The sequence below is a fragment of the Enterococcus sp. DIV1421a genome, assembly GCF_051711025.1.
GTDB lineage: Bacteria > Bacillota > Bacilli > Lactobacillales > Enterococcaceae > Enterococcus_B > Enterococcus_B hirae.
Window position 1 is genome coordinate 2670656 of sequence record NZ_JBIOLU010000001.1, and the last position, 12627, is coordinate 2683282.

12 protein-coding genes are annotated in these 12627 nt (G+C 36.8%); 4 read left to right on the plus strand and 8 right to left on the minus strand.

What is annotated here, in order from left to right; translation table 11 throughout:
• Positions 1–15: 15 nt before the first annotated feature.
• Complete coding sequence (gene pth / locus IGK21_RS12120) at positions 16–576, minus strand: aminoacyl-tRNA hydrolase (RefSeq protein ID WP_010720584.1); 561 nt, start codon at positions 574–576, stop codon at positions 16–18.
• 353 nt (positions 577–929) lie between these two features.
• Here pth and IGK21_RS12125 point away from each other — a divergent pair, with 353 nt between their 5' ends.
• The 3 genes from IGK21_RS12125 (at position 930) to IGK21_RS12135 (ending at position 3904) form a co-directional block, all read left to right on the plus strand.
• Entirely contained in the window at positions 930–1904 is a 975-nt protein-coding gene (locus tag IGK21_RS12125) for an L-lactate dehydrogenase (protein ID WP_005875171.1), read from the plus strand.
• 170 nt (positions 1905–2074) lie between these two features.
• Positions 2075–3481, plus strand: coding sequence for a L,D-transpeptidase family protein (locus tag IGK21_RS12130; RefSeq protein WP_010720585.1), 1407 nt, complete (start codon positions 2075–2077; stop codon positions 3479–3481).
• A 111-nt stretch (positions 3482–3592) separates the two neighbouring features.
• Entirely contained in the window at positions 3593–3904 is a 312-nt protein-coding gene (locus tag IGK21_RS12135; protein WP_181915159.1) for a hypothetical protein, read from the plus strand.
• Positions 3905–4216: 312 nt separating this feature from the next.
• Here IGK21_RS12135 and IGK21_RS12140 read toward each other — a convergent pair whose 3' ends face one another.
• Positions 4217–4723, minus strand: coding sequence for a VanZ family protein (locus IGK21_RS12140; protein WP_181915160.1), 507 nt, complete (start codon positions 4721–4723; stop codon positions 4217–4219).
• A 118-nt stretch (positions 4724–4841) separates the two neighbouring features.
• Here IGK21_RS12140 and IGK21_RS12145 point away from each other — a divergent pair, with 118 nt between their 5' ends.
• Positions 4842–6644 (plus strand): M3 family oligoendopeptidase, encoded by a 1803-nt coding sequence (locus tag IGK21_RS12145; protein WP_034700022.1) that lies wholly within the window; start codon positions 4842–4844, stop codon positions 6642–6644.
• 464 nt (positions 6645–7108) lie between these two features.
• Here the strand turns inward: IGK21_RS12145 and IGK21_RS12150 are convergent, their stop codons facing one another.
• The 6 genes from IGK21_RS12150 to rsgA all read right to left on the minus strand — a co-directional run bounded on the left by IGK21_RS12150 (position 7109) and on the right by rsgA (position 12610).
• A complete protein-coding gene (locus IGK21_RS12150; RefSeq protein WP_034700024.1) occupies positions 7109–8671 on the minus strand; it encodes a C40 family peptidase in 1563 nt (520 codons plus the stop codon).
• Positions 8672–8888: 217 nt separating this feature from the next.
• Positions 8889–9398 carry a rod shape-determining protein MreD gene (gene mreD, locus IGK21_RS12155; protein WP_010737284.1) on the minus strand — a complete coding sequence of 170 codons (510 nt, stop codon included), beginning with the start codon at positions 9396–9398 and terminating at the stop codon, positions 8889–8891.
• 3 nt (positions 9399–9401) lie between these two features.
• Positions 9402–10256 carry a rod shape-determining protein MreC gene (gene mreC, locus IGK21_RS12160; protein ID WP_010720591.1) on the minus strand — a complete coding sequence of 285 codons (855 nt, stop codon included), beginning with the start codon at positions 10254–10256 and terminating at the stop codon, positions 9402–9404.
• 155 nt (positions 10257–10411) lie between these two features.
• Complete coding sequence (locus tag IGK21_RS12165) at positions 10412–11047, minus strand: thiamine diphosphokinase (protein WP_034700026.1); 636 nt, start codon at positions 11045–11047, stop codon at positions 10412–10414.
• Positions 11048–11698: a ribulose-phosphate 3-epimerase gene (gene rpe / locus IGK21_RS12170; RefSeq protein WP_010720593.1), complete on the minus strand. Its 651-nt coding sequence runs from the start codon at positions 11696–11698 to the stop codon at positions 11048–11050. It lies immediately after the preceding gene.
• A 12-nt stretch (positions 11699–11710) separates the two neighbouring features.
• Positions 11711–12610, minus strand: coding sequence for a ribosome small subunit-dependent GTPase A (gene rsgA / locus IGK21_RS12175; protein ID WP_010737282.1), 900 nt, complete (start codon positions 12608–12610; stop codon positions 11711–11713).
• Positions 12611–12627 lie beyond the last annotated feature (17 nt).

Here is a 12627-nt window from a genome sequence, read left to right on the forward strand (position 1 = left end):
TTTTTTCCTCCTTCGCTAATTGAATTTGTTCATCGTATCGATAAACGAATGACCATCCAGCATAAACTCGAGTGCTGCCACTGACTGATCGATACTTGCTTCAATCAATGGTTGAACTTCTTTACTAAATGGGCTTAGCACGTGTTGAACAACAGTTTTGTTTCCTTCTGGTCGACCAATGCCTACTTTGATACGGTCAAATACATTTGTATTCAAGTGAGAAATGATACTTTTTATTCCATTATGCCCTCCAGCACTCCCTTTTTGGCGCAAGCGGATCTTGCCAGTTACAAGATCTAAATCATCATAAACAACAACTAATTCTTCCGGATAAATACCGAAATAAGTCATTAATGGTCCTACAGCACGACCAGATTCGTTCATAAAAGTTTGCGGCTTCACTAATAAGATTTTTTCTCCTTGATAGAAAAACTCTGCAACTTCCGCTTCAAATGTATTTTTTTTAAACACAGCTTGTTGCTTTTCAGCCATGCGATCAACGACCATAAAGCCGATATTATGTTTGGTTTGTGCATATTTGGTTCCTGGGTTTCCAAGCCCTACGATCATTTTCATTTGTTCTACCACCTAATTGAAAAAAGCAGCACAAAAGGCTGGAGCGCCCTAAAGCAATCCAGTCTTTGACTCATTTTTTCATTTTTTTACTTTCTACTATTAAGTATAACACACAAGTACCTGTTTCAACAAAAAGAGAATGTTTAACAAATGATAAAGAAATTAAAATTTTCTTCAAAGTCTAATAAATTAATAACCTTTTAAAAATAGTGAAATCACGCACATGTAAGCTTTTACATATAATACAACCTTGTTATCTGTTATATTTTATAGCCAAATAGCGTGACAGCGGGCTTGATAAATGTTAGCATAGGCATGGGAAAAAACAAAATCAATGGAAGGATTGATATATAATGACTGCAGCTGCAGAAAAAAAAGATCATCAAAAAGTAATTCTTGTTGGAGATGGCGCCGTAGGTTCTAGCTATGCCTTTGCTCTAGTTACTCAAAACATTGCACAAGAAGTAGGTATCGTAGATATCAACACAGCAAAAACTGAAGGAGATGCTATTGATTTATCACATGCTCTAGCATTTACTTCACCTAAAAAAATCTACTCTGCTACTTATGCAGATGCACATGATGCTGACTTAGTAGTTATCACTGCTGGTGCACCACAAAAACCAGGTGAAACTCGCTTAGACTTAGTAAATAAAAACTTAAAAATCAACCGCGATGTAGTAACACAAATTGTTGAATCAGGATTCAATGGTATTTTCTTAGTTGCTGCTAACCCAGTAGATATTTTAACTTACTCAACTTGGAAATTCTCAGGCTTCCCTAAAGAACGCGTAATCGGTTCAGGTACTTCACTTGACTCAGCTCGCTTCCGTCAAGCACTTGCAGAATTAGTTGATGTTGATGCACGTAACGTCCATGCTTATATCTTAGGTGAACACGGTGACTCAGAATTTCCTGTTTGGTCACATGCTAACGTTGCTGGTTTACAAATTTATGAATGGGTTAAAAACAATCCAGACGTTGATGAAGAAGCAATGGTTAACTTATTCTTTGGTGTACGTGATGCTGCTTACACAATCATTGAAAAGAAAGGCGCTACTTTCTATGGTATCGCTGTAGCCTTAGCACGTATCACTCGTGCCATCTTAGATGATGAAAATGCTGTACTTCCACTATCTGTATTTATGAATGGTGAATACGGCTTGAACGATATCTACATTGGTGCCCCTGCAGTAATCAACCGTCAAGGTATCCAAAAAGTTATCGAAATCCCTCTAAGTGACAGCGAACAAGATCGTATGGCTGCTTCAGCTAAACAATTAAAAGAAATCTTAGATGAAGCTTTTTCTAAATTAGACGCTGAATAATTAGAATAAATTTAACCACTTAATCAAGCAGAATATCAGCATTCTGCTTGATTTTTTTACTTAACGATCGTTAAATTTTTGCTAAATCATTTGTCCCCTTCGTCTTTTTTCTCAAAATATGCTATGATTAGTTCGTTATACGCTAAACTATCAAATAAGGAGCTGCCCGCATGACAAGATCTTCTCATCATAAAAAATCGAAATCGCTACACATTGGTCTATTAACTACGCTAGGCGTATTCCTTGCATTAATCGGCTTTTACGCTTACCGCAGTACATATTACACCAATCATTTTTTACCTAACACGGAAATTAATTCCATCAATGTAAGTAACCTGACCGTGCAACAGGCAAATGACAAATTAAAAGACACCTTTTCCAATAAAAAGCTGACGATTGAAGAAAATGGGAAAGTTTGGGAAGAGATCGCAAAATCTGAGCTTGGTTATAAAGATGACTTTTCAGCAGATTTATCTCGATTGTTAAACCAACAAAATGCTTGGTCATGGGGCATGAACTATGTTTCCGCTAGTGAAAAACAAGAAATTGATCCGCAAGATACTGATCATCAAAAACTAGATGAAACGCTGGCTTCCACGACGAATAAGCTAACCGAATTAAATAAAGATCGGACACAGACACAAGATGCGACGATTGAAAAATCTGGTGACTCTTTCAAAATAAAACCAGAAGTAACTGGCGATACGATTGATGTGACAGCAGCTATCAACGCGCTGAAAACCAGTGTGAAGGATGGCAAAAACAAAATTGATTTAACTAAATTTCAAACAAAACCAAAAGTGACAGCGACCGATAAAAATTTAACAAAACAAGTCGATGAAATGAATGCCATTGCTAATATCAAAGGAACCTATAGTATCAACGGCAATACTTTCCAGATACCTCGTTCTGAAATTGCTAACTGGCTAACTTATACAGATGGTAAAGTTGATTTAGATACAACACAAGTTAAAAACTATGTAACAGGTTTAGGAGAAAAATATAACACGAGTACGAATGACACGAAATTTAAAAGTACAAAACGTGGTGAAGTAACGGTTCCTGTTGGTACCTATAGTTGGTCAATCAAAACTGATGCAGAAACAGAAGCTTTGAAGTCAGCCATTTTGGCAGGTAAAGACTTTACCCGTTCACCAATTGTTCAAGGTGCCACAACAGCTGATCATCCTTTAATAGAAGATACCTATATCGAAGTTGATTTAAAAAACCAGCATATGTGGTATTACAAGGATGGTAAAGTTGCGCTAGAAACTGACATCGTGTCTGGAAAACCTAAGACCCCTACTCCAGCTGGTGTTTTCTATGTTTGGAACAAAGAGGAAAATGCCACATTAAAAGGAACGAATGATGATGGAACCCCTTATGCAAGTCCTGTAAACTACTGGATGCCAGTTGACTGGACAGGCGTTGGTATCCATGATTCCGACTGGCAACCTGAATATGGTGGCGATCTTTGGAAAACTCGTGGATCTCATGGATGTGTCAATACGCCACCAAGTGTCATGAAAGAATTGTTTGGCATGGTAGAAAAAGGTACACCAGTAATCATTTTCTGATAGCTTCAATAAAAAATGAATTCATAAAAAAACTGGTTTCTCAACAAAGTTTATCTTAAACTTTAGAGAGACCAGTTTTTTTACGTCTATCACTATCAAAGGGGGAATAACATGGACGATAAGTTACAAGCTAAAAAAACTTATTATCAACAGTTTCTTGGTTACACTGAGCAACAGATCTTAGAATTAACCGCTAGTATCGCAGACCAGCAAAAACTACTCGTCAAACCAGAGAATAATGAATTTGAACAAAAGATTTTAGTCAAAAAACTAGCTAGTGACAAGAGAAAAATGCAATCATTTTTAAATGGTAAGGGCCTCCTCTGTTCAATCCTTCAGCAACTGGATAATATTCATACTACGATCGCGAAGCTAATCACCAGAAATTATTACATACATATGAACTTCTGTTTGAAGAAATAATGAAAGGATTATACAGCGATACACAAAAGGCGTCACCGTATAAAAAACTAGTGCCCAAAGAGAGGTACAGATAATGATTCAAGGATAAAATCAACCACTCCTAAAATAAATTCCAATCCAATCTATCCATAAATAAACAACAGCTGGCTTTGATCCACAAGTTCTATTTTATAAAAATGAATCACAAGTATACTACGAAATGAAGCCGAAAAATCCTAAAATAGAAAACTATTTTAGGATTTTTCGGCTTCATACTCAATTTTAATTACTTCTATAACTCATTTTTTCATGTACACTAATTGATCCTTCTACCTAAAATTTTTTTCTCACAAAACCAACGATCAAGCATAAGACAATCGCTGTCAATGCCCCCATTGAATCGAGCATGACATCTTGGAAAGACGGTGTTCGATCCCCTGTAAGCATCTGATGAAATTCATCTAACCCAGCATAACCGGTCGCCGATAACCAAGCTAAGACACTTGTTAACCACCAGATTTTCATTTTAGGAAAGACCCCTAAAAACAAACTACCACCTAAAATAAAATAAGCCCCAAAATGAGCACCTTTTCGTAAGAAAAATTCAACGAATTTACCATAACCTAAATGATCTACACTCACTACACCATCGCCATAAGTAAAACGAATATTATCAAATACTTGTTTAAACGGATGATTGGGAAACCACTCTTCGATCCTGGAGACTTGGGATTGTTGTCCGTAAGTTTGCGATGAACTGTAAAATAAGAGAGCCATGATGAGTACTGCAACAACTAAATAAAAGTTGCCATTTTTCATTTGTTTTTTTATTGAATTCATAAGTCACCTCTGCCATTTATAATAGCTCTTTTTTTACGAAACAACAAACTTTTCTTAGAGACTTAAATAAGAAAATAATGCTATACTAATTGTATTATAAATTGAAGGGAGCTTTTTCATGACATATTCACTAAATTGGGATCTTGATTCAATTTTTTCAGGTGGAAGTGATTCCCCAGCCTTAAATGAACGCTTAGAACAATTAGAAAAACAAATCAATACCTATTATCAATGCGTTAATCAATGGGATCATTCAGTCAGTACAAATGATGAACTTACGACACTGATCAAACAACAAGAAACAATTACAGAAGGTTTTTCTCAATGTAATAGTTATATTACGGCTTTGTTATCTGCGAATGTCAAAGATACCCAAGCAAAGCTTTTATCAGGAAAATTATATGCACTATTACCACGTTGGCAATCAGCCGATACGATTTTATCGAAAAAATTTGCAGAAATATCTGACAATAATTGGCAAACATTGCTCCAAACAGATGAATTTTCTTTGATTGCTTTTCGTATGAATGAGATTCGCAGAGACGGTCATCGTTTATTGTCCGAAGCAGAAGAAAACATCATCAATACACTCTCATTAGACGGGCTGAACGCGTGGAGCAGTCATTACGACACAATTGTGGGAACAATCGTGATTCCATTTGAAGAAAATGGCAAGGTAACTGACTTGTCAGCAGGTCAAGCCTTCAATAAAATGATGGGTGATCCAGATCCACTCGTACGTGAAAAGTTATTTATTGCCTGGGAAAAAGCTTGGCAAGAAAAAACGTCTTTACTATCGGACACATTAAATCACTTAGATGGTTTCCGTTTATCAACCTATAAACTACATGGTATGAACGACTATTTACAAAAACCATTAGAATACAATCGTTTGAAAAAAGAAACACTTGATGTGATGTGGGCAACTATCCAAAAAAATAAACAACCGTTAGTTGATTACTTAACAAGAAAAGCCAATCTTTTCGGTAAAGAAAAAATGGAGTGGCAAGATCAAGATGCACCAATTATTTTAGGAGATCTAAAGGAAAAGACGTTTACCTTTGACGAAGCTGCCTCTTTTATCATTGAGAATTTCCAAAAATTCAGTCCCAAAATGGCAACCTTTGCACAATCTGCATTTGAAAAAAGTTGGATTGAAGCAGAGGATCGTCCGGGAAAACGACCTGGCGGGTATTGTACTGAGCTGCCAGAAACCCAAGAATCCAGAATTTTTATGACCTATAGTAACTCAGTCAATGAAGTAGCTACGCTAGCCCACGAATTAGGTCATGCCTTTCATAGTAGTGTCATGTGGGATCTGCCAGCATTGAACCGTGATTACGCAATGAATGTTGCAGAAACTGCTAGCACGTTTGCTGAATTGATTGTCGCTGATGCTACCTTAAAAGCAGCCAAAACGAAAGAAGAAAAAATCAATTTATTAGATACTAAATTACAAAATGCTTTGGCCATGTTTATGAATATCCATTCTCGTTTCATTTTCGAAAATCGTTTCTATTCTGCGCGACAAGAAGGACTTGTTTCAGAAGAAGAAATCACTCAAATGATGGTTGAAGCTCAAAAAGAAGGTTATCATGATGCCTTAGCTACTTACCACCCACACTTCTGGGCAGCTAAATTGCATTTCTTTATTGATGATGTTCCTTTTTATAACTTCCCTTACACGTTTGGCTATTTATTTAGTTTAGGTATTTATGCTTATGCAAACAAAAAAGGAACAAGTTTTGAGCAAGAATACATTGAGTTATTAAGAGATACAGCTTCAATGACAACCGAAGAACTTGCTCAAAAACATTTAGGTGTTGACTTAACGAAACCAGATTTCTGGCAAGCTGGCATCGATATGGTTTTAGAGGATATCAATAGTTTCATGACACTTTCTGAAGAATATGTACATTAATTGATCAAGCTAAATCATTACTAGATAAAATGATCGATTCATAAACAGTAAAAATAGCAGTTTTTTCATTCATTGGAAATCCTATTTTGACTAATAAGTCCAAATGAGCTAGAGAGAATAGTGATTGGTTTACACCAACCTTCTTCACTCTAGCTCATTTATTTTGGTTGCTTCGTCTCTCATTCCAAACATCCATGATCATTTTTTGTGAAAATCACCAATGTCCCCTACTATTTTATAGCTACATATAAACTTCATTCTTTACTCACTGATTGCATTACAGACTAAAAAAGACACGTTGTCAAAGGATATTGGTAAAAAGAAACCTTAGAATCATAGGGTATCATTTTTATACTTTTTAAACTATAAAAAAGATGTTGGTGAATTTCACCAACATCAAAAAGAATAGAGCCACAAAAAAAAATGAACAGGAAGATTTCTCCTCCTGTTCATTCTATTTATTATTACATACTTACTGCAAAATCAGGTGTGTACCATTGAACTGAACCAACTTTAACATTTTCACCTGGTTGTGGTGCATGGATATATTGTCCGCCACCTAATGAAATAGCTACGTGATAAGTTCCGCCAGCAGAACCCCAGAATAATAAGTCTCCAGCTTTTGCTTGAGAAACTGAAATTTTTGTTCCAGCTGATTCTTGAGGTACTGTCCAACCACCGATGTCACGGCCAGTTACTTGTAAATATACATAGCGTGTAAATCCAGAACAGTCAAAGCCACTTGGATCTTTACCACCCCATACATATGGAGTACCAATATATTTGTAAGCTTCTGCTACAATCGCAGCGCCGTTCACACTACCAGAAGGATTTGGTGCTGGTGCTGGAGCAGGCGTTGGTGTAGGTGTTGGAGCTGGTGTTACAGTATTATTGTTATTGTTGTTATTTGTTGTACTGTTATTAGTGCTATTATTAGTGCTGTTATTAGTACTATTGTTTGTATTATTATTTACATTTGTATTAGAGCTGCTTGAACTGCTTTCTGTATTCGCAGGTGTTGACTCTTGTGTAGAAGATTCAGGAACTGTTGATTCTTCTGTTGAAGATGATTCAGTAGAAGAAGAGCCAGTTGATGAATTTTCTGTTGTTGTAGAAGATTCAGTAGATGTTGATTCTTCTGTTGTTGAAGACTCAGGAGCTTTTGATTCTTCACTTGAAGATTGTGCAGCTGATGAGCTTTCTGTTGTAGTTGATGCTGATGATGAAGCTTGTGTTTGTGCAGCTTGTGCAGCAGCTTGTTCACGTGCTTCTTTTTCAGCTTTTTCTTGAGCTGCTTGTTGACGAGCTTGTTCTGCTAAGCGAGCTTGTTCACGGATACGTGCTTGCTCTGCTTCAGCTTCAGCTTTCTTACGGTTCAAGTCAGCTTTCTTATCTTCTGCTGTTGCTTGTTCAGCAGCCAATGAAGTTTTCAAGACATTTAAGTCAGCTTGTTTTGCTAATAAATCGCCTTTTTGTGACTCTAAAGCAGCTTGGTTGTCAGCAAGTTCTTTTTGTTTTGCTTCATTTTCAGCTTTTTTCGCTTCTACTGCTTGTTTGTCTTCTTTTTGTTGTTGTACTAAGTCTTGGTTTGCTTTAACGATTGTAGACATTGCTTGGATACGACCAACAGCATCTGCTAATGAATCTGCATTTAACACAGCGTCAATATAGTTTGAACTAGTATTTTTTACTTGTGTTTCACGTGCTTGTTTTTGGATTGTTGCTTCACGTTTTTCAATACGTTCTTGTAAATCTTTGATTTCTTGTTTTAATTGAGCAGATTCTTTACGCAATGTATCTTGTTTAGTTAATAAATCTTGCGCTTTTGTGTTAATAGCAGAAACTTGACCTTCTAATGCTTCAATTTGTGATTGTGCACTTGCTTGTTGGTTTTGTAAGTCTGCAATTTTTTTGTCTTGTTGTTGTATCTGAGAATCAAAATCGTCCGCCGCGGCAGCGATCGGTGATCCTACGGCAGTTAAAGCGATTGAACTTAGCATTACCGCTGATAATAAACTCTTTTTCACTCTTCATTCCTCCGACTGGCTTAATTTAATAAATATCTAAATATATTTAAGTCTTTCTTAACGATATAAAAATTGTACCATAGCAGTATGTCAACGATATAATAGTTATGTTACAAAAACATTTCAAAATAAAATCTTAAAATGACAAACATGTAAGTTTCAATGATTATTCACAAAATATGACATTTATTTCAGAAATCAGTACAAAAAAAAGAAATTATTCATCACTGAATAATTTCTTGAATGGAAAAACAAAAACTGCGAATAGAATCATCGTTAATAATAAAGTTGGCCCAAGATATCTAGTAATAAAGTAAGTGTTATTTACAGATACTAATTTGAAAATCAATTGTACAGCTAAAGTGAACAACTCATACCCCGTAACAAAAATAATCATACTAAAAAATTCTGTAAAGATATTAAAGTGGATATAAGAACTCATCGAATACATAATAAAGACCATCAGTGGTAATGCCACCGCATAGATCCCGATTACACCGATATAGTAGGTATCAAAGATTGCTCCAAGGACGACCGTTGTAATCAATAAATACCTTTTAGGAAATTTCATACTGCAAAACAGCAAAGCCAAAATGAGAAAATGGGCACTAGCCATGTATTGCCCATTTGACCACTCGACAAACATTCTAGTCAAATGCCCATCAATCAACATCAATAAGAACAATACAACTGGCAAGTAATATTTCATTGTATCTTTTTTCAGCATAGGTTAATCCTCCACCAGTCGTTGCACGATCGTCACAACTGGCAGATCATACATTCCAGCGTAAGGCTTCACATATACTTCACGATCCAAGCCATAACTATCTGGTTTGGTCTTGATGACTGTTCCGATCGGCAGATCTGCTGGTGAGTTCCCACCTAAGCCAGAAGTTTGAACGACGTCGCCTTCTTTGATATTCGTATCTCCAGTTAATTGTGTCACGACTAACGCTTGCAGTTTTTCGTCATAGTTTTTCAATAATCCAAACGCTTCTCCACTAGAAGAAGATACCCGAACTGGGAAATGATTCGAACTTTCATTTGACGAAGTCAGCAGCTCGATCTTAGAAGAAGTACGATTGACTTCAACTACTCGACCAATTAATCCTTTTTGTGCCATTACCGCCATGTTCACTTCAATGCCATCTTTTGATCCTTTATCAACGATCAACATATCTTGCCAAGTATCTGGTGAGCGTGTAATCACATTCGCCGTTACTTTTTCATAGTTAGTCAATGTTTGATTTAAGTTAAGTTCTTTCTTTAATGCTTCGATTTCTTTTTGGTCATTTTTATTTTTTAATGCTAATTCATCATAACTATCGATTTTCTCTTTTAATCGCTCATTTTCAGAATAAGTCGTGAAAAGATTATGGACTGAATCCACTCCATTTTCGACCCATCTTACGGGCGCAGAGATTGCACGGTCAACAAATGAAACACTGTCATTGACAAAAGACTGGAAGAAATTAGGTTTTCCTTCATTCGCTCGTTGCGCGGCAGTCACACTTAAGATTGTCACCACAATGATAACAATGATTAAGGTAATAATAATATTTTTATTAGGATTGAACTTCTTCACAAAGACACCTCGAATTAATTAGACTCTTATGGTCAATTTTATCACTAATTGAGGCGAAACAAAAGGTATGACACCTCTCTTAAGCTTTTTTTTAGTAAATAATTTGACTTGTCATTTTTAACTATTTCTGTTGTATTTACTCGGTTAGAGCAAACTTAATCTTTACTTTGAATCACTGCGACCATCCCAGTTGAAAAGGAAAAATCAGCCGTATCTGAAACAAATTCATTGCTTGCATAAGAAGTTGCTTGGCTCACATCAGTTGTTTCCAGTTCATACTTGCTCTTTTGGATGGACAGCTCTGTTACAGGCGTCAAACAACAATAGGCCAAATAACGCATTTTATCCATTTTGGTAATCACATGTTTGCCAGGTAAATAGTAGGTGACATGATTTTGACGATCCCAAATAATGATCTTTTGAGCATGTGGTTTAAATCTTGGTTCTAACGGTAGCCAAAGGTTAGCAAGCAGGTGATCCAATCGCCCACCAGTTGCGCCAATGATCGTGATTGTTGCTTCTGGATATCGTTCAATGGCTTGACACAACCCCAACTGCGTATCTGTATCATCTTTTTCTGCTGGTGCTTGGATCAGTTCATTCGCTGCTTGTTCAACTTGTTTTTTTTCATCTACCGATAACGAATCAAAGTCACCGATTGCTAAATCCAAGGGAAAATTGTTTTGAAGAAGATACCATGCACCACGATCAATGCCTATATAACAGTCATAACTGTTTTGTAGTTCTGGCCAATTTCCAGGAGAACCTCCTGCCACTAATAAAACCTGCATTTATTTCAATGCCTCTTTTAACTGATTGATTTGTCCCACTGGATCTTCTGAGTTATAGATATAAGAACCGGCAACGAAAACATCTGCTCCAGCTTTTTGACAAATTTGTGCGGTTTCAGGAACGATACCGCCATCTACTTCAATGGAATAATGCCAATTATTTTGCTCGCGTAATTCTGATAATTCAGCAATTTTCTCTACCGTTTCTTCAATGAAACTTTGTCCGCCAAATCCTGGGTTAACAGTCATCACTAAGACCTGATCTGCTATCGGTAAAACATGTTTGATCATCGTTATAGGTGTGCCTGGATTAATCACGACTCCTGATTTCACGCCTAGATCTTTCATCATTTGCAATGCCCGATGAATGTGTGGAGTGGCTTCCACATGCACCGTGATGATATCTGCTCCAGCCTTCGCAAACGCCGGAATATATTTTTCCGGGTCAACAATCATCAAATGTACGTCTAGTGGCAACTTAGTAATTGGTCGAATGGCTTGTACGATATTGGGACCAAATGTAATATTTGGAACAAATTGTCCATCCATTACATCTACATGGATGTAATCTGCCCCTCCTTTTTCTACTAGTTCGATGTCTCTTTGTAAATTAGAAAAATCTGCGCTTAAGATAGATGGTGCTATTTTCATCAATGCTTCCTCCTATTTTCGTTTACCTTCTTTTTTAGAATAGATTGGTTTTCGATTTTCGACTTCCTGTAAAAATTGCAAATAGTTCTCATAACGTGTTTGGGCAATCTCACCTGTTTCGACCTGGCGTTTCACCTCGCACCCAGGCTCTTTAGCATGCATGCATTCTCTAAAACGGCAATGGTTCGATGCACTGACAAATTCAGGAAACTGTTTTGGTAATTCAGTCGTTTCGATCGTCAAAAAATCGATCGAGCTGAATCCTGGTGTATCTGCTACTAAACCATCATACAATGGGAGTAATTCCACATGTCTCGTTGTATGTCTCCCACGTCCTAAAGAATCAGAGATTTCCCCCGTTTCTAAGTTTAGATCTGGCGAAATTTGGTTTAAGAGTGTAGATTTTCCAGCACCAGATTGGCCCATAAAAACGGTCAATCGTTCTGGGAAGTAACGAATTAATTCTGCAGTATCTCCAGGATATTTCGGAACAATCACTGGATAACCGATCGTTTCATACGTTTGCTTGATCTCATCGATTTGCTGTTCGTTTGACGCAAGATCTGTTTTTGTCAAAAATATGACAGGTTCAATGGATTCATATTCTAAAGTCACTAGAAAGCGATCCAATAAATTATAAGAAAAATTTGGTTCTACCAAGCTTGTAACTACGACACCTAAATCGACATTTGCTACCGGTGGACGCACCAGTTGATTTTTACGAGGCATCACTTCTAACAAATAACCGTCCGTCTTGTTTTCGCTTTCAAATAGTACTTGGTCACCCACTAACGGAGTGATTTTTCGATTACGAAAGTTTCCTCGTCCTCTCGTTTGATAGGTCTCACCGTCTGCGTGTACATAATAAAACCCACTAATTGCTTTTCTGATTTGTCCTTTGATGTATGCCACCTCCAGTTTTCCTTATT

What these genes read in the sequence shown, in the direction of transcription:
- pth (WP_010720584.1), bottom strand. Translation starts at nt 576, where the DNA reads ATGAAAATGATCGTAGGGCTTGGAAACCCAGGAACCAAATATGCACAA.
- IGK21_RS12125 (WP_005875171.1), top strand. Translation starts at nt 930, where the DNA reads ATGACTGCAGCTGCAGAAAAAAAAGATCATCAAAAAGTAATTCTTGTT.
- IGK21_RS12130 (WP_010720585.1), top strand. Translation starts at nt 2,075, where the DNA reads ATGACAAGATCTTCTCATCATAAAAAATCGAAATCGCTACACATTGGT.
- IGK21_RS12135 (WP_181915159.1), top strand. Translation starts at nt 3,593, where the DNA reads ATGGACGATAAGTTACAAGCTAAAAAAACTTATTATCAACAGTTTCTT.
- IGK21_RS12140 (WP_181915160.1), bottom strand. Translation starts at nt 4,723, where the DNA reads ATGAATTCAATAAAAAAACAAATGAAAAATGGCAACTTTTATTTAGTT.
- IGK21_RS12145 (WP_034700022.1), top strand. Translation starts at nt 4,842, where the DNA reads ATGACATATTCACTAAATTGGGATCTTGATTCAATTTTTTCAGGTGGA.
- mreD (WP_010737284.1), bottom strand. Translation starts at nt 9,398, where the DNA reads ATGCTGAAAAAAGATACAATGAAATATTACTTGCCAGTTGTATTGTTC.
- IGK21_RS12165 (WP_034700026.1), bottom strand. Translation starts at nt 11,047, where the DNA reads ATGCAGGTTTTATTAGTGGCAGGAGGTTCTCCTGGAAATTGGCCAGAA.
- rpe (WP_010720593.1), bottom strand. Translation starts at nt 11,698, where the DNA reads ATGAAAATAGCACCATCTATCTTAAGCGCAGATTTTTCTAATTTACAA.